Here is a 17,435-nt window from a genome sequence, read left to right as displayed (position 1 = left end):
ACCATGCAGACCACAGCGCAGCTACTAATCACTAATCACTAACCGTTTATCACTAATTTCTAAATCTTAATTCCTGTCCACGATAATTTTCGTCTACCGTTTCATCGGAATATAACAAATGTCCGTTGGCAAAAGTTTTTTCAACCTTCCAGCGGAAAGTATGTCCCTCTAACGGACTCCATTGGCATTTGCTAAGAATACACTCTTTATTTACAGTCCATTCGCTATTGGGGCGAACGAGTACCAGGTCGGCCTGATTGCCTGTCCGTATGTAGCCACGATTATGTATCTCGTATATTTCGGCAGGGGCATGGCACATTTTTTCTACTACCTTTTCAAGGGTAAATATGCCTTCATCTACCAGTTCTAACATACTTACAAGGGAGAATTGTATCATAGGCATGCCGGATGCTGCTTTTAAGGCACCTCCTTCTTTATCGGAGATCAGATGAGGAGCGTGGTCAGTGGCAATTGAATCAATAAGTCCGGAGTTTACAGCATCGCGCAGCGCATTTCGCTCTTTCTTTTTGATAGCAGGATTACACTTGATACGTGTGCCCAGTTCCTGATAGTCACTGGAAGCAAATAGCAGATGGGCAACGCATGCTTCGGCCGTTATTCGTTTCTCTGATAATGGAATGTTCTCGAACAGTTGCAACTCTTTAGAAGTAGAGATGTGCAGTATATGCAGACGGGCATCGGCTATACGCGCCAGTCGAACAGCAAGCTCGGAAGACTGATAACAGGCTTCCGACGAACGGATATTGGGATGATACTTTAGCGGTACATCGCCATCTGCTCCGTATTTTTCCAGATATTTGACTGTATTGTCTTTGATGATAGATTGATCTTCACAGTGGGTGGCAATCAGCAGATCGGTTCCGTTGAATATATTCAGCAGGCTGGCCATCTTGTCCACCAGCATATTGCCGGTACTCGAACCCATGAATAACTTGACACCGCATACACGGTGCTTGTCCAGTTGTTCGAGCAGAGGATAGTTGTTGTTGGTAGCGCCAAAATAACAGGAGTAGTTTACAGAACACTTTTCAGCCAGATGGTCGAGTTTGGCGTTCAGGGCGTCCAATGTTGTTGTTTGCGGACTGGTATTAGGCATATCCATGATAGATGTTACTCCGCCGGCTGCTGCTGCCCGGCTTTCGGTGATGATATCTGCTTTGTGAGTTAATCCCGGATCACGGAAATGAACATGACCGTCGATAACTCCGGGCAGTAGATAGCATCCTGTTGCATCGATTGTTTCGTCACAAGGAATGGAAGGTTCTTGATTTTCAACCAATATTTCCGCTATCTTTTCTCCTTCTATAATCACCGAACCGGGTACTTGAAGCCCTTCGTTTACAATGATTGCATTCTTTATAAGTGTTCTTTTCATCTGAAATCTACAATTTTAAATTACCCATAAGACTTTGTCGTTCACGGTTTGTTGTTTCCCACTTTTTGGGGATACTTATGAAACCAACTGTTTAGTTTCAGCTTGATTACTCCAAATACAGCTTCGCCAAAAATACTACCGTTCATTTTGGAGGTACCTAACTCCCGGTTGATAAAGATGACGGGTACTTCGATTATTTTGAATCCGCATTTATAAGCCGTGAACTTCATTTCTATCTGAAAGGCATATCCTTTAAAGCGGATATTGTCCAAGTCTATGGTTTGGAGTACACAGCGTCGGTAACATTTGAACCCGGCAGTGGTATCGTGTACCGGTATTCCGGTTATGAACCGGACATATTTGGATGCGAAATATGACATAAGGACACGTCCCATAGGCCAGTTTACTACATTTACTCCACTGACATAACGCGAACCGATTGCCACATCGCCTCCTTCTTCTGCACAGGCTTTATACAAGCGGGGCAGATCTTGCGGATTGTGACTAAAGTCGGCATCCATCTCGAAGATATATTCATAATGGTGGGCAAGCGCCCATTTGAAACCTGCAATATAAGCAGTCCCCAATCCGAGTTTACCTTTGCGCTCCAACATGAACAGACGTTCGGGGAACTCCTCTTGCAGTTTTTTCACGATGGCGGCTGTTCCATCCGGTGAACCGTCTTCGATGACGAGAATATGGAACTCCTTTTCCAGCCCGAAAACAGCACGGATAATATTCTCTATATTTTCCCGCTCGTTGTAGGTTGGTATGATAACAATGCTGTCCGATGGTGTGTGCATAATCGTATCTGTATTTGCAGACAAATGTAACGCTTTTCCGTTACTTACCGAAAATAGTGTATCAAAACTAAGGATAATTTAGTACTTTTGCGAGGATTTTCACCACAGAGAGCACAATTATCTTACAAGGGTTCTATTTTTTCTTAAAACTCAGTGGGACTCTTTGGCTCCTTTGGCGAGTTAAAAACAGGAACAATGACTATCACCGAACTGCAACAACAATACGCCTTTCATCCCAACGTGACTGTTATGTGTCAATTGCTGAAAGACGTTTCTGTAAATCACATTTTTTGTGGAGGATTGTGCGCTTCTTCTGCTTCGCTTTTTTCGTCAGCGTTGGTACAGAAAAGCCCGTCTCCTTTTGTGTTTATTTTGGGCGATCTGGAGGAAGCCGGTTATTTTTATCATGACCTGACACAGGTGTTGGGAGGAGAGCAGGTGCTTTTTTTCCCTTCTTCTTTTCGCCGTGCCATCAAGTATGGTCAGAAGGATGCAGCCAATGAGATATTACGTACCGAGGTGCTCAGCCGTTTGCAGAAAGGAGAAAAGGGTTTGTGCATTGTTACCTATCCCGATGCATTGGCGGAGAAAGTAGTTTCGCAGGAAGAACTGGACGATAAGACTCTTAAGCTGAACGTAGGTGAACATGTTGATTCCGGTTTTATTACGGAGGTATTGCATAGCTACGGTTTCGAATACGTAGATTATGTTTATGAACCGGGACAATATGCTGTACGCGGTAGTATCATTGATGTTTTTTCTTTTGCATCGGAGTATCCTTATCGTATCGATTTCTTTGGAGACGAAGTAGAGAGTATCCGTACATTTGAGGTTGATACACAGCTGTCGCGTGAGAAGAAAAATAGCATTGTTATCGTTCCGGATCTGGCGCTGGCAGGGGCAATGTCTTCTTCATTCCTTGATTTTATCCCGAAAGATACGATATTGGCCATGCGTGATTTCCTTTGGTTGCGTGAACGTATTCAGACCGTTCATGATGAGGCATTGACTCCGCAGGCACTTGCAGTACAGGAAGCCGAAGATAATGGGGGGATTAAGCTTGAAGGGGCATTAATTGATGGTGCCAAATTTACCGTTCGCGCTCTTGATTTCCGAAGGATGGAGTTTGGCAACAAGCCTACCGGAACACCGGATGCTACGATTGAGTTTGAGACAACGGCACAACCTATTTTTCATAAGAATTTCGATCTGGTAGCTGCTTCTTTCAGAGAATATCGTGAGAAGGGCTATTCACTTTATATCTGTAGTGACAGCAGGAAACAGACTGAACGTATACGGGCTATTTTTGAAGACAGAGGTGACGAGATACCTTTTATTGCAGTAGAGCGTACTCTGCATGAAGGTTTTGCCGATGATGCCTTGCGTCTGTGTATCTTTACAGATCATCAGTTGTTCGACCGTTTTCATAAATACAACCTTAAAAGTGATAAAGCCCGTTCGGGAAAAGTAGCTCTTTCGCTCAAAGAGCTTAACCAGTTTACCCCTGGTGACTATGTGGTGCATACCGATCACGGCGTGGGGCGTTTTTCAGGATTGGTACGTATCCCTAACGGTGATACCACCCAGGAAGTCATGAAATTGGTGTATCAGAACGAGGATGTGGTTTTTGTGTCTATCCATTCGTTGCACAAAGTATCGAAGTACAAAGGTAAAGAGGGGGAAGCTCCCCGCCTGAATAAATTAGGTACGGGTGCCTGGGAGAAGCTAAAGGAACGTACTAAAACTAAGATTAAAGATATTGCGCGCGATTTGATTCTGCTTTATTCAAAGCGCCGTGAAGAAAAGGGATTTGCCTATAGTCCCGATAGCTTTCTGCAACGTGAGTTGGAGGCTTCTTTTATTTATGAAGATACACCCGACCAGAGTAAGGCTACTGCCGAGGTGAAGGCAGATATGGAACGTGACCGCCCGATGGATCGCCTTGTTTGTGGGGATGTGGGGTTTGGAAAGACAGAAGTGGCTATCCGTGCTGCCTTTAAGGCAGTGGCCGATAATAAGCAGGTGGCAGTACTGGTACCTACTACCGTGTTGGCTTATCAGCACTTTCAAACCTTTCGCGAACGACTGAAAGGACTCCCCTGTAAAGTGGAGTACCTGAGCCGTGCCCGTACTGCTGCACAAACCAAGGCGGTACTTAAAGGACTTAAAGAAGGAGAAGTGGGTATCCTTATCGGTACGCACCGTATTTTGGGTAAAGATGTGAATTTCAAAGATTTGGGACTGTTGGTCATTGACGAAGAGCAGAAATTTGGTGTATCGGTAAAGGAGAAACTACGCCAACTGAAAGTGAACGTAGATACGCTGACTATGACGGCAACGCCTATCCCGCGTACGCTCCAGTTTTCGCTGATGGGAGCACGTGATCTGAGTGTGATATCTACTCCGCCGCCCAACCGTTATCCCATACAAACGGAACTGCATACTTTTAATGAAGAGATTATAACCGATGCTATTAACTTCGAAATGAGCCGCAACGGGCAGGTGTTTTTTGTAAACAACCGTATAGCGAATCTGCCGGAACTGAAAGCCATGATACAACGGCATATTCCGGATTGCCGTATCGCTATCGGACACGGGCAAATGGAGCCTGCCGATCTGGAACAGATTATCCTCGACTTTGTAAATTATGATTATGATGTGTTGCTTGCCACTACGATTATCGAGAGTGGAATTGACATCCCTAATGCCAATACCATCATCATAAACCAGGCGCAGAATTTTGGTTTGAGTGATCTTCACCAGATGCGCGGGCGTGTGGGACGTAGTAACAAGAAGGCATTCTGTTATCTGCTTGCTCCTCCGCTTTCGTCACTTACTCCTGAGGGTAGGAGACGATTGCAGGCTATCGAAAATTTCTCCGATTTGGGGAGTGGCATCCACATTGCCATGCAGGATCTTGATATCCGTGGTGCAGGAAATATGCTGGGGGCGGAACAAAGTGGTTTCATTGCTGACTTAGGATATGAGACGTATCAGAAAATCCTTTCAGAGGCCGTGTATGAGTTGAAGACAGACGAGTTTGCCGAGTTGTATGCCAACGAGATAAAAGGTGAAGGAGCTGTAAGTGGAGAGCAGTTTGTAGATGAGTGCCAGGTAGAGAGTGACCTGGAGTTGTTGTTGCCTGCCAACTATGTCACAGGAAGTAGTGAACGCATGTTGCTGTATCGCGAGTTGGACGGATTGACTCTGGACAAAGATGTGGAGGCTTTTCGTTCGCGGCTTGAAGACCGTTTTGGCCCTGTGCCTTCCGAGACGGAGGAACTGCTCCGTATCGTTCCGCTTCGTCGCCTTGCAGCCCGTCTGGGAGCGGAAAAGGTATTCCTTAAAGCAGGACGTATGACGTTGTTTTTCGTATCCAATCCGGACAGCCCGTTCTATCAGAGCCAGGCTTTTGGTAAGGTGATAGATTATATGATGAAGTACACCCGCCGTTGCGATTTGCGCGAACAGAACGGACGCCGTTCGATGGTAATAAAAGATATCCCGAATGTAGAGACTGCCGTGAGTATATTGCAGGAAATGGTGGCTTTACCGGTGAAACAGGAAGAATAAACCTACCCGTGTCTGTGTGCCTTGTAGAGCCTGTTTGGAGAGTACGCCTTACCTGTTTGTAGGCAAGGCGTGTACTGCAAGCGGCATAGTATGATACTGTATTTTATCTCTTTCCGTACAGTTTGTCTATCAGATCCTGGCGTCCGATGCGCCGCAATTCGTTGATGATATTCCGGCGTTCTTCCGGTTTGTACCAGAAGAAGAACTGGCGTTGTGCCAGTTTCTCTCGTTGTGTTTTGGCGCTGAATATCGGTTCCAGTGTATAGGGGTGGAATCCGGTATACCATGCTTCTGTTGCAACGGTCATCGGGGTAGGGGTGAAGTCCTGTACCTGCTCCAGATGAAAGTCCAGTCGTTTGGTGATGATGGCCAATTCAGCCATGTCCTCTTCCTTGCAGCCCGGATGGCTGGAGATGAAGTAAGGAATGAGTTGCTGTCGCAGGTTTTTCTCGGTGTTGATGCGGTCGAATATCTTTTTAAACTCTCCGAACTGGCTGAACGAGGGCTTGCGCATAATATTGAGAACGCGCTCGCTGGTATGTTCCGGTGCAACTTTCAGTCGTCCGCTAACATGCTTCTCGATCAGTTCGCGGGTATATTCATTGGTACTGCGATTTACTGCAGGGTCTTTACTTTGATGCAGTAGCAGGTCATAGCGTACCCCGCTGCCGATAAATGATTTCTTGATACCCGGCAGTGCATCTACTGCATGATAGATATCAAGCAGGGGACGGTGGTCTGTATTCAGATTCGGACATATCTTGGGATGGATACATGACGGGCGTTTACACTTCCGGCAGACTGTTTCGTCTTTTCCTCCCATCTTATACATATTGGCCGAAGGACCTCCCAGATCACTAAGATAGCCTTTGAAGTCCGGTAACTGCATCACCTCTTTTACTTCTTTGAGAATGGAATCCTTGCTGCGGCTTACGATGAATTTGCCCTGGTGTGCCGAAATAGTACAAAAGGCACAACCTCCGAAACATCCCCGGTGGATGTTTACCGAGAACTTAATCATATCATAGGCGGGGATACGCTTTCCTTTATACTTGGGATGCGGCAGGCGGGTATAGGGTAGGTTGAACGAGTGGTCCAGTTCTTCCTGCGTCATGGGTGGATAGGGCGGATTGACTACTACAACCTGCTTTCCCACTACTTGCAGGATACGCGCAGCAGCATATTTATTCGACTCTTCTTCGATGTGGCGGAAGTTAGCGGCCTGCTTTTTCTTGTCTTTCAGGCATTCTTCGTGTGAGTAAAGTTCGATGTCATCTTCCGCACGGGTTACGTCTTCCGTATTGTTTCGTAAATAGGCTGTTTGCAGTAGGTCGGTCGGCATCTCATGGGTGGTTTGCAGTCGTTTGCAAAGGTCGGCAATAGGCTTCTCTCCCATGCCATAGATGAGCAGGTCGGCACCACTGTCACACAGGATACTTTTCTGTATTTTATCCTGCCAATAGTCATAATGACTCAACCGGCGCAAGCTTGCTTCGATGCCACCCAGTACAACGGGAACATCCGGGTATAGCTTTTTCAGTATCTGGCTGTATACAATCGAAGGGTATTCGGGACGCATATCCGGGCGTCCGTCTGGGGTATAGGCATCTTCACTGCGAAGGCGTTTATTGGCAGTATATTTGTTTACCATGGAATCCATACATCCTGCCGAAATGCCAAAGAACAGACGGGGGCGTCCCAGCTTCTTAAAGTCGCGTAGATCATCGCGCCAGTTAGGTTGGGGGATAATGGCTACCCGCAATCCCTGTGCTTCGAGAATGCGGCCAATCACAGCCGGCCCGAAGGAGGGGTGGTCTACATAGGCATCTCCACTGAATAGGATGACATCGAGTTCATCCCATCCGCGCAGTTCTACTTCTTTCTTGGTAGTGGGCAGCCAGTCGGTAAGTCGGTATTCTTTCATGCTGCAAAGATACGGATAATTTATAACTGCACATTTATTTTATGTGAAAGGATTCCATAAATCGGGTGACGGCAGGGTAGTTCGTTCTTACTCCACGTTGTAGGGCGGCCATCAGAATATATATCTTACGATTTTTTAGAAACATGTGATAAAGAAGAGTCTCGGTTGTATTACCACTTTGTACCGTAATAGCTATTCCTTGTAAATTGTCTCTTTGGATTTCTTCTTTCTTTATTAACTTCCCGTTAGAAGTACTTACCATCGAGTGAACGAAATGCTGCAATAATAAATTCATAGTTTCGGCTGACATCGTTTCCGGAATGGTTTCTGAAAGAAGTGCCTCTGATAATTTATAATAACTCACTGAGTCTTCATATTGATACATCTTGATGGTTTCTTCCTCTTCTCCAATCCAGATAGTTACCTCTTCTTCTTTTTGGGGAGTTGAGGCATATGCTTCTATTGCATATATTATTTCGGGTTCCGGATTATCTATTTTATATACTTCGGGTGGATAAGGAAAAAGGATATTACAACTTAAACTATCAAGACTGATTTTCTGTATCTCTTTGATATAGTTGTCGATATAAAAACTCTGAATAAACTTTAGGCATTCGTAGTTGAATTCCTGTTTTTTTTTACAGTGTATCTCTGACGTATATACTTTGTTCTTGCTATATCCAATAAAGAAAAGAATGTATTCTCCATTGATATTTTTCAAAGTATATTGTGTAATAGGAACTCCCCCTTTGGAAAAGATATTCTTGTCCATGAGTTCCAGATTGCTTCCATACAGTTTCTGGGTGATAAGTTGCATCTCCTTCTTTTCTGCATATCCAGAATCAGATGGGTTTGTTGTTTCCCAGATACTGATGAGGTAAGATTTATTGGGATGTTCTTCTTCCTCTACTATATTTTCAAAACGATAGTTCTTTTCCTCACCGTCTAATTTAGTAGTGGCTGTGGGTTGTTGGTAAAAAGAGGCACTAATCCCTAATTTCTCTATCTGAATAGTATGCCACTCTCTATCATCCTGTGCTTTTATGGTAACGGATGTAATGAAGGAGAACAAAGTTAATAGACAAGTCAGTGATTTCGTGTGTTTCATAGATAGATCGTTAAGATTGAATTAATGCATTGATAAAGCAGAAAATGAACCAACCGCATACGGCAACTTTCAGTACAGTGCCCATTAAGAATCCCACAAAAGCTCCGAATCCGGCTTTGAGGGCGTGATGTGTCTCTTTTCCTCCTAATAACTCTCCTATAAATGCTCCGGCAAACGGACCGATGATAACACCCCAGGGAGGAAACAGGAAAAGTCCTGTGAAAGTACCGATAATACAACCCCAGTTACCCCAACTGGTGCCACCAAACCGTTTCACCCCGAACATCGGGATAAAATAATCGAGTACCTGAATAACTATAACGAGGAGTAGCCACAATAAAAGTTGAGTTATTGTGAATTGTACTTTGTCGGTGAAGTGAAGCAATACCAAAGCCATATAGGCGATGGGCGGACCCGGAAGCATCGGGACGATGCACCCTATCAGTCCTGCCAACAGGCAGATGCTTCCTATGATAATGAGGAGAATATCCATCCAGTTAACCGATTCGTTTGATAATAGAGATGAACTCTTCGTTTGTCATGCCGAAGCTTTGTTCGCGGTAATTTACGAAATCTTCCAGATAGTCACTGGCTATGGCATCCATAATGTTTTTTCCGTCGAGACCAAGTTCGTCGAGCATGAAACGTATGAGACCCTGATAGGCACGAATGGTTTTCATTCGTTGGTCGGCAGCCAGCACAGCCATCATCTGGCACTGGTGCTCATTGCGGGCAATAAGATAAACGGTAGCGTAGAACTTGTCTATACTACCATATATACTGTTGATTTTCCGGGTGGCTGATCCCGGTAATTCCTTTAATTTCTGTTGTACTTCACTCATGTTTAATGCGGTTTGGGATATGTTTCACCACAGAGGACACAGAGGGCACAGAGACTATATTACTTTAAATATATTTTAAAACTCTGTGCTCTCTGTGTCCTCTGTGGTGAAAGCTTATGTTTGTACGATAAACTGCAAAGTCATTTGTTCGCTACCGTAGATTTCGCGAAAACCGATGCCTTGTTCCGATAAGTACTCTTTTAAGTCCTGAAATGCGTCGGCATTATCCATAATAATCTTCACTGTTTCGCCGGGTTGGGCGCTACATATGGCTTTTATAGCCGGGATTAACGGACTGTAAGCAGTCGTTCCACGAGTGTCGGCGGTAATCATGACTCTTCCTCTTCTGCTTCCTGGGAGTTAAGCCAGGTAAGATATAGTTTGATAAGCTGTTGCAGGCCGAATGCCTTCATGTTATTGTGATAAATCACGTCTATGCAGAGGTCGAGCAGGTCCTTACTGTCTTCTTCCTGGCTGGCGATAAGCGAACGGACGTTCAGTTTAAGTTTATCAAGAACAGCTTCGTCTACAATACCATTACTGTCAATCAGGTGACGGAAGAGGGCATATTTTTCAATGGTTTTCAGGTTTTCTTCGGAAACTTTCATGCTGCGTGTGCCGCTGGGATTTGCTTGTATGATATACATAATGTTTTTGTTTTAGAGGTTAATGATAGCGACAAAGATAGAACTTTTCGTGAGAGATTGAACAAATAGGGGGGAAATTAATTAAAAAAGTGATTAGTGAATAGTGATTAGTGATAAGTGATTAGCGATAAGTGATTAGTGATTAGTGCCATGCGGCATGATGGCGCAGCCTGCTAATCACTTATCACTTATCACTAATCACTATTCACTAAAAAAGTTAAGTATTGCTGCCATAACCATTGCCCGGTCTTTGTCCGATTCAATGCTTTCGAAGGGGAAACCCATAACAAATGTGCGGTAATTCCCTTTGTAGGCAATACCTGCACTTTGGTTATCCGGACTATATGTGAATACGGAAAAGGCAGGTGCTACGGGGACTATACAATCCGGTGCAGTCACCGCATACCTGTTTTCATTGGGTAGGCGGGGAATGGAAATAGTACGTCCCAGTCCGTTGATCTGTCCGGACAGGCTGTTGCGTAGTGAACTTTGATAGCCATATTTCAGCACTTTTTGTGTGAACTCCCGGTTACCTTGCGAAGTATTCATATCACTTCCAGGATAAGAGCCGCTGACGAGAATGTTACCTCCCGATTGGCAGTAAGCCGTAATGATCCGTTGCATAGGCGAGGAGAATGTTTTGTAATATGCGCGGTTGACGGGATCTTCTTTTTCCAGTCCCAGGATATAGTCCACAATGGGATATTCTTCCAGTTGTACCCGTCCGTTTTCTACAGCCTCATCACTACATGATACAAAACTATAGTGTCCTGCTGCCTGAATTGCTTTACCATGAATAAATGGATAGTCAAATGTGTTTCCAATGATTTTCATTCCTTCCAGCTCGTTGCCACTATGCCCCAGACTGCCTTTCCCTTCTTTGCCGGCTTGTTTCCGGTCGAATCCGATTTGTGCCCCACTCAGGGAGATGTTGTATAAATAGGGTACGCCAGGATCTTCTTCCAGATCAAACCCTGCACTGGTAGGTGTGTTGATAATAGCCGGCCCGCTCAGACGGTCGAAACCATTGATGATAAGTATTTTCCCTTTTTCATCTTTTGCTTTATAGGCCGATAATATCTCTGAGGGGAAACTTTCGCCACCACGGTTGACTGCTGTGACTTTGAATGAATACACAAGGCCCGGCTCCATTTTTAGGGTATAGGAAGGGTGGCTCACCAGTACACCATTGTCGAAGCCGCCGTAGCCGATGCGGGTATATACTATATATTCACGTGGAGTGGCGGTTGGTTCCAGCGGATCGTTTTCTCCTTGCCAGGAGAGTTCGATGGTGTTTTTTTTCTTGCCGAACTGAAGGGCGAAGTTGCTTACAGGAAGCGGTTGTACAACATAGTCCTTTCCGTGTTGGCTGCTCACAAAGCGGAGTACACCTTTGTAAATAGCACGTCCTACGGTGAACTTGAAATTAGGGTCGTGCCCCAGTTGCATATCCGCAAAATTCTGGTGTGATAGTAGTTCTACGATCGTAGAGGGTACAGACGGCAAGCGTGTTTCACTATAATTGCGATTCCACATGCTACGTCGAGTCCAGGGGATATTGTAGGTAATGCGGATGTCCCGTTGCAACTGTGTCAATAAGATATCTGCCAGATCACGCGAGGCATAGCGGTCCATGCCTGTGTTCAGCAAGCCGTTATTGAAATCGGTGGTATATATGCCTAATGAGCCGATTATTTCGTCTGTTTTACTATATCCGGCATCACTGTGCAGGGCCAAGGTCATTTCCAACGGTACTCCCAATCCCTTTTCTTTGGGGTTGAACACTGAACCGCCGGACAGATAATTGAGTGTATTGGAGCGTGCATTGATATCATCGGCATAATCATTTTCTCCTTTTCGTCCACCATATATTTCATACGGCATACCTGCCCATTGAACAGAATAACGTGCTCCTTCCAGATAGCGCGGAAGTCCGCTGACGGTTCCGCCTCGTGAGATATTTCCCATACCTCCTCCAAAACGTACTGCATCCGCACACACGACGCCATTCTCTTTGCTCTCATTGCTGAGTACCACCATGCCATAATCATTATTGCCTTTGTCGAACTCAAAAGTCCCCAGATATACCCAGGTACCTCCGCCTATCTGCTGGTTCACATTAAATTCGGTAGCTCCTCCTTTATGAAACACAATGTATTTGGCATCACTTACGCTGTTAGGTAGTGTCTGATAGGATACATATACTGCATAGTTACCCGTTTGTGGGATGGTCGGAATCCATTCTGCAAAGGCTTTGTTCTTTTTCTTTTCTGTACGGGCATAGCGTGCAGTACCGTCCAGAAAAGGATTCTCTCCATCTTTATAGATACGTTTTTTAGATGCAAATCCTTTTCCACCTACTGTTTCCCAACGGGCCTTGCGACTTTTCATTTCCAGATAGATAGAACCGTCTTTCGTGTCGTTATCAACAATTACTTCGTTCTTCTGCGTATCCCGTTCGCGTGGAGTGAAAACGTTGGCACCTGCGTTTTCCAACATCGGGATAACATAGGGCAGGATAAACGATTGTGTAAAAAGGTCTTCTGTTGTACAAAACAGCCGGGGACGTTGCCAGCTCCATTCTCCATTTTCATTCTTGAAATACTGTCCATGGCTCTGCCAGAGAGCAATGTGCCGGTTTTGCAGTCCACGGGATATTTCGTATGGGCGCGATGTATTTGTCACCCAGGGTGCTCCCTTATAGTCAGTATTCAATGAAAGGCGGGTTTTGTCCTTTTTCTTTTTGCGGTAGGCGTTGGGGATAAGGTCTTCTATGGGTCTGCCATCGGCGTATATCGTAACATCGAAAAAACGTACCGGGCCAGGGAGAATATTTTCTACCTGATTATAAATAGACTCAACAGTTTCGGGTAGAAAGGGCTGATAAGCAAAACTTTCTGAAACCTGTATTGTGAGTTGCTTTCGGTCAAAGTCAATTTCTACACTTTGTAGTGTGGGTTGTTTTATTTTTGCAGAGGCAGAGGTGTAGCTGTTGAAGTATTCATTCAGCCGATCTTCTACTGTTTTTTCGATGGCTTGCGCAAAGAGTAAATTGGTTCCTGCAATAAGCGACAGCAGGAATAAGTATAGCTTTCTCATAAACTTCAATTATTACGGTTTACCACAGAGGACGCAGAGAACACAGAGTATTATTTATCTGATTGAAACGCAGATTAACGCAGATTTTCGCAAAATACAAATATAAAAGAAAGAATATCAGTACTTTAATCTGCGTTTTATTCGGATAATAAAGCTCTGTGTTCTCTGCGTCCTCTGTGGTGAAATCTTAGCCTGCAAAAGTAGAGTAATTTTCGTTATTCTGTATATAAATTGCGCAGTTTCTCTATATCTGCTTCAAGGTTGTTTATCAGATAACTTTCTATTCCTCCGAATTCTTCGTCTATCACACGGAAAGCCGTTTCCAGATACTCTTTTCTCACGGTAGTCAGCGGCTTCAGTTCCGGATGGTCTTTTGTGATAAAATCATATTTGGCCTGGATATGCTGAGCTGACAGCATATAGTCTTCTATTATTGTATCGCGTTCCACTCCCAGAGCCGAAAGCAGCAATGCAGCTGCAATGCCTGTCCGGTCTTTTCCGGCAGAACAGTGGAAGAGGAGCGGGGTATTGGCTTTCTCTGTCAGGATGCGGAAAAATTCTTTGTATGTATCCTGCATATGGCGAACGATGAATGCGTACACTTCTTCCATAACAGCACTCAGATTGTTTTTGTCAAAATGTGCAATATCACTCATATTGCCGGCTTCGATGGGCAATGGGATATGCTTGGACACAGTCTGTGGCAAATGATCGGCAGCTGCCCTCTTTTCGGCTTCACCTCTGAAATCGACCACGGTTCGTAGCGGTAATAGAGTCAGATAATCCAGGTCTGTGGATGTCAGTTTGTTCATGTCGTCTGAACGCAGAAAAGTTTTCCATTTCACATGTTTGCCATAAATGGTGCGATAACCTCCAAGATCGCGCATGTTATAAGCTCCTGCCATTGGTAGGAGCCGGTAATGAGTATCTTCTTTCTTCATATTAATTTGTCTTTTATTTGTAAACAAAAAAAGAGTGAAGAATTCTCTGTTCCTCACTCTTCTTTATGATTATTTACTAATTGTTATAATGGAATATACTCTACGAATGCTTCCATTGCTTCATAAGACGCAAGGCCAAGATTATCATAGAGTGCGGCTGTACCACGGTTACGGTCTTCGCTACGTTGCCAGAACAGACGTTCGTCATTGCCTAAGAACGGAGCGCTTTCCATTTGCGACTGGTGTTTCAGGATGGAATTACGTTTAGCACGCAACTCTTCCGGACTGATAGGTACTGCCATTTCGATGTTTTCAATTTCCCATTCAGCCCATGCACCACGATACATCCAGATACGGCAGTCTTTCAGCCATTTGGCTCCCTCTTCTTTTTCCAAATCTATAGCAGCAAATACAGCATCCGTACAAACGCGGTGGGTTCCGTGCGGATCGGCAAGGTCACCGGCTACGAATATTTGATGAGGCTTCACTTCGCGGAGCAGGTTACGTACAATTTCTACATCTGCCTCACTGATAGGATTCTTCTGGATTTTGCCTGTTTCATAGAATGGCAGATCCAGGAAGTGAACGCGGTCCAACGGAATGTTATTGTATGTACAAGCCGTACGGGCTTCGCCACGGCGAATCAGACCTTTGATAGTCAGGATATCGCGTGAATCCATATCTCCGTCTTTCTTCTCTTTGAGGAATTTGCGGATCTCTGAATATTTTTCGTTGATTACCAGGTCCTCGCTGTTATTGAAAATCTGGTTGAAACCATTAATGAAGTGCAGGAAGCGGATTACTTCTTCGTCGCCTACAGCGATGTTACCTGATGTTTGATAAGCTACATGTACTTCATGTTTTTGCTCTACCAGACGGCGGATAGTGCCACCCATAGAGATCACATCGTCATCCGGGTGCGGAGAGAATACAACAACACGTTTTGGGAACGGTTTTGCACGTTCGGGGCGATACGTATCATCCGCATTCGGTTTACCGCCGGGCCAACCGGTGATCGTGTGCTGCAAGTCGTTGAATATCTTGATGTTTACATTATATGCCGAGCCGAAGAGAGCTAAAAGTTCGCTCAATCCGTTTTCGTTGTAATCCTTATTGGTCAGTTTCAGGATGGGCTTACCGGTCAATTGGCATAACCAAACGATGGCACTACGGATCAGTTTATCGTTCCATTCGCAAGAAGTCACCAACCAAGGACGTTGAATACGTGTCAGGTTGCTGGCAGCTGAAAGGTCGATAGCTACGTGAGCGTTGTTGTGTGTCTGCAAATAAGATGCAGGGATTGTATCTGTGATCGGTCCTTCCACACATTCTTTAATCATCTTGGCTTTGTCCTCTCCCCATGCCAGAAGATATACTTTCTTGGCACCCAGGATAGTAGATACACCCATTGTGATAGAACTGATAGGAGTGTTCTCCATTGTTCCGAATATCTTGGTAGCCTCATTGCGTGAGCTGTTATCCAGCAAGATCAGGCGAGTAGTAGAATTCAGGCGTGAACCCGGCTCATTGAAAGCAATATTACCTACGCGACCGATACCCAGAAGAGCAATGTCAATACCTCCGAAACTTTCGATACGTTGCTCATACAGGCGACAATATTCCAGAATCGTATCTTTAGCAATGGTTCCGTCCGGGGTGAATACATTCTGCTTATCAATGTCCACATGGTCGAGGAACATCTCTTTCAAGGCATTGAAGTTACTGTTGATTGCATCCAGAGCTAATGGATAGTATTCATACATATTGAACACGATCACATTGCGGAAGCTCAGGCCTTCTTCTTTGTGCATGCGAATTAGCTCGGAATACACATTGCGTGGTGAATTACCACCCGGCAATGCCAGAACACAGAATCGTCCTGCTTTCTGTTTATCGCGTATTACTTGTGCTATTTCGCGAGCGATGTAATTGGCACCTTCTTCTACAGATTCATAAATATCAGTAGGGATTTTTTCAAGTCGGGTTAATACCGACCGTTCAAATGCATTCTCTGGTCTGTAGTATCTGGGGGAGACCCTGTTGAGAGTGATTTGAGAACTTAAGTTTGTTTTCATAAATTCTTTAATTAAGTTATGTTAGATTCAAGTCGTGCGACTGTTTTTTCTGAACGACAAAGATACAAAAGAAGTTTATTATAAAAACTACCTTATTGTAGGTATTGTTGCTATAAAGAGGCGATTTTAACGTTTGTTTATTTAAGTTGCATCACTAAAATGTACATATAAACTCAAATCCGGAAAGTGTCTGCGTCTTTCCATACCGGAAACTTATCACGGAATTGTTGTAGTGATTTGAGGTTGAGTGAAACAGTGGCGATAGCTTCTTTGCCGTCCGGGACCGATGTTAGTATTTCACCTTTAGCGGAATAGACGATACTGCCTCCATTATATAGATGGTTATTACCATCTGTCCCTGTACGGTTTACCCCGCATACATAACACATATTCTCTAAAGCACGGGCACGAAGCAGTGTGTCCCATACTAATCGGCGGGCTTGCGGCCAACTGGCTACATATATTAATAGGTCATATTCATTGTTTACATTCCGGCTCCATACCGGGAAACGCAGATCGTAGCATACCAGCAGGCAAATGTTCCATTCGCGGTAGGAGATAATGAGTTTACTGTCTCCGGAGGAAAAATGTTCAGCTTCTTGCCCCATGCGGAAGAGGTGGCGTTTGTCATAGTAATACTCTTCTCCTTCGGGGGTGATAAAGAAAGCGCGGTTATAATACGAGCCTTGTTCGCTGCAAATGAAGCTTCCGGTAATAGCGAACTGAAATTCTCCGGCCCACTTTTTGAGTGTTTGTATGGTTTCTCCGGAGATTGGTTCTGCCAACTTCCGGCTGTTCATACTAAACCCGGTCGAGAACATTTCCGGTAAAACAACAATCTCCGTTGTTCCGTGAAGCATTTGTAGCTTATCACGGAGCAAACGGAGATTTTCTTGTTTATTCTCCCAGACAATATTAGTCTGGACGATTGAAACACGTAATTCTTGCATTACATTTATTACTAATCATTAATTATGCAAATCAGTAGTTGATTGCGTTCTATTTTTATGGCACACGGATGAAGCGG

At 44.5% G+C, this 17,435-nt stretch carries 13 protein-coding genes; 1 reads left to right on the top strand and 12 read right to left on the bottom strand.

All coding sequences use genetic code 11. From position 1 onward, the window contains the following. Positions 1-52: 52 nt before the first annotated feature. Both ACESQI_RS06595 and ACESQI_RS06590 read right to left on the bottom strand, forming a co-directional pair. Positions 53-1,396: a dihydroorotase gene (locus ACESQI_RS06595; RefSeq protein WP_195660287.1), complete on the bottom strand. Its 1,344-nt coding sequence runs from the start codon at positions 1,394-1,396 to the stop codon at positions 53-55. Between the two features lie 41 nt (positions 1,397-1,437). Then, positions 1,438-2,199 carry a polyprenol monophosphomannose synthase gene (locus tag ACESQI_RS06590; RefSeq protein ID WP_025868154.1) on the bottom strand — a complete coding sequence of 254 codons (762 nt, stop codon included), beginning with the start codon at positions 2,197-2,199 and terminating at the stop codon, positions 1,438-1,440. Positions 2,200-2,394: 195 nt separating this feature from the next. Here ACESQI_RS06590 and mfd point away from each other — a divergent pair, with 195 nt between their 5' ends. Beyond that, complete coding sequence (gene mfd, locus ACESQI_RS06585) at positions 2,395-5,772, top strand: transcription-repair coupling factor (protein WP_195660288.1); 3,378 nt, start codon at positions 2,395-2,397, stop codon at positions 5,770-5,772. A gap of 103 nt (positions 5,773-5,875) precedes the next feature. Here the strand turns inward: mfd and ACESQI_RS06580 are convergent, their stop codons facing one another. The 10 genes from ACESQI_RS06580 to ACESQI_RS06535 all read right to left on the bottom strand — a co-directional run bounded on the left by ACESQI_RS06580 (position 5,876) and on the right by ACESQI_RS06535 (position 17,358). Next, entirely contained in the window at positions 5,876-7,696 is a 1,821-nt protein-coding gene (locus ACESQI_RS06580) for a YgiQ family radical SAM protein (RefSeq protein WP_373125588.1), read from the bottom strand. A gap of 34 nt (positions 7,697-7,730) precedes the next feature. Next, the gene (locus ACESQI_RS06575) at positions 7,731-8,804 is read right to left on the bottom strand and encodes a hypothetical protein (protein WP_373125587.1); all 1,074 of its coding nucleotides are present in this window, start codon (positions 8,802-8,804) and stop codon (positions 7,731-7,733) included. 10 nt (positions 8,805-8,814) lie between these two features. Continuing rightward, positions 8,815-9,297: a DUF456 domain-containing protein gene (locus ACESQI_RS06570; protein WP_122202077.1), complete on the bottom strand. Its 483-nt coding sequence runs from the start codon at positions 9,295-9,297 to the stop codon at positions 8,815-8,817. Positions 9,298-9,301: 4 nt separating this feature from the next. After that, positions 9,302-9,646, bottom strand: a complete 345-nt coding sequence (locus tag ACESQI_RS06565; RefSeq protein ID WP_373125586.1) for a hypothetical protein — start codon at positions 9,644-9,646, stop codon at positions 9,302-9,304. A 114-nt stretch (positions 9,647-9,760) separates the two neighbouring features. After that, a complete protein-coding gene (locus ACESQI_RS06560; RefSeq protein ID WP_002561720.1) occupies positions 9,761-9,979 on the bottom strand; it encodes a sulfurtransferase TusA family protein in 219 nt (72 codons plus the stop codon). Then, a complete protein-coding gene (locus tag ACESQI_RS06555) occupies positions 9,976-10,293 on the bottom strand; it encodes a hypothetical protein (RefSeq protein ID WP_373125585.1) in 318 nt (105 codons plus the stop codon). The genes ACESQI_RS06560 and ACESQI_RS06555 overlap by 4 nt, the downstream gene beginning before the upstream one ends. A gap of 201 nt (positions 10,294-10,494) precedes the next feature. Then, positions 10,495-13,392: a xanthan lyase gene (locus tag ACESQI_RS06550; RefSeq protein ID WP_373125584.1), complete on the bottom strand. Its 2,898-nt coding sequence runs from the start codon at positions 13,390-13,392 to the stop codon at positions 10,495-10,497. A gap of 215 nt (positions 13,393-13,607) precedes the next feature. Continuing rightward, a complete protein-coding gene (locus ACESQI_RS06545) occupies positions 13,608-14,333 on the bottom strand; it encodes a tyrosine-protein phosphatase (protein ID WP_373125583.1) in 726 nt (241 codons plus the stop codon). 83 nt (positions 14,334-14,416) lie between these two features. Beyond that, on the bottom strand, positions 14,417-16,408 hold the full coding sequence (locus tag ACESQI_RS06540) for a glucosamine-6-phosphate deaminase (protein WP_002561716.1): 1,992 nt from the start codon (positions 16,406-16,408) through the stop codon (positions 14,417-14,419). A 173-nt stretch (positions 16,409-16,581) separates the two neighbouring features. After that, entirely contained in the window at positions 16,582-17,358 is a 777-nt protein-coding gene (locus ACESQI_RS06535; RefSeq protein WP_373125582.1) for an amidohydrolase, read from the bottom strand. Between the last annotated feature and the right edge of the window lie 77 nt (positions 17,359-17,435).

This window comes from Bacteroides sp. HPS0048, from assembly GCF_964240755.1.
In the GTDB taxonomy this organism is placed as follows: domain Bacteria; phylum Bacteroidota; class Bacteroidia; order Bacteroidales; family Bacteroidaceae; genus Bacteroides; species Bacteroides nordii.
This window is presented reverse-complemented; position numbering and strand designations above follow the sequence as displayed.

Bases quoted from the DNA above. Each gene is read 5' to 3' on its own strand.
- ACESQI_RS06575 (WP_373125587.1), bottom strand. From the start codon at position 8,804: ATGAAACACACGAAATCACTGACTTGTCTATTAACTTTGTTCTCCTTC.
- mfd (WP_195660288.1), top strand. From the start codon at position 2,395: ATGACTATCACCGAACTGCAACAACAATACGCCTTTCATCCCAACGTG.
- ACESQI_RS06565 (WP_373125586.1), bottom strand. From the start codon at position 9,646: ATGAGTGAAGTACAACAGAAATTAAAGGAATTACCGGGATCAGCCACC.
- ACESQI_RS06570 (WP_122202077.1), bottom strand. From the start codon at position 9,297: ATGGATATTCTCCTCATTATCATAGGAAGCATCTGCCTGTTGGCAGGA.
- ACESQI_RS06560 (WP_002561720.1), bottom strand. From the start codon at position 9,979: ATGATTACCGCCGACACTCGTGGAACGACTGCTTACAGTCCGTTAATC.
- ACESQI_RS06555 (WP_373125585.1), bottom strand. From the start codon at position 10,293: ATGTATATCATACAAGCAAATCCCAGCGGCACACGCAGCATGAAAGTT.
- ACESQI_RS06540 (WP_002561716.1), bottom strand. From the start codon at position 16,408: ATGAAAACAAACTTAAGTTCTCAAATCACTCTCAACAGGGTCTCCCCC.
- ACESQI_RS06580 (WP_373125588.1), bottom strand. From the start codon at position 7,696: ATGAAAGAATACCGACTTACCGACTGGCTGCCCACTACCAAGAAAGAA.
- ACESQI_RS06535 (WP_373125582.1), bottom strand. From the start codon at position 17,358: ATGCAAGAATTACGTGTTTCAATCGTCCAGACTAATATTGTCTGGGAG.
- ACESQI_RS06545 (WP_373125583.1), bottom strand. From the start codon at position 14,333: ATGAAGAAAGAAGATACTCATTACCGGCTCCTACCAATGGCAGGAGCT.
- ACESQI_RS06590 (WP_025868154.1), bottom strand. From the start codon at position 2,199: ATGCACACACCATCGGACAGCATTGTTATCATACCAACCTACAACGAG.
- ACESQI_RS06595 (WP_195660287.1), bottom strand. From the start codon at position 1,396: ATGAAAAGAACACTTATAAAGAATGCAATCATTGTAAACGAAGGGCTT.
- ACESQI_RS06550 (WP_373125584.1), bottom strand. From the start codon at position 13,392: ATGAGAAAGCTATACTTATTCCTGCTGTCGCTTATTGCAGGAACCAAT.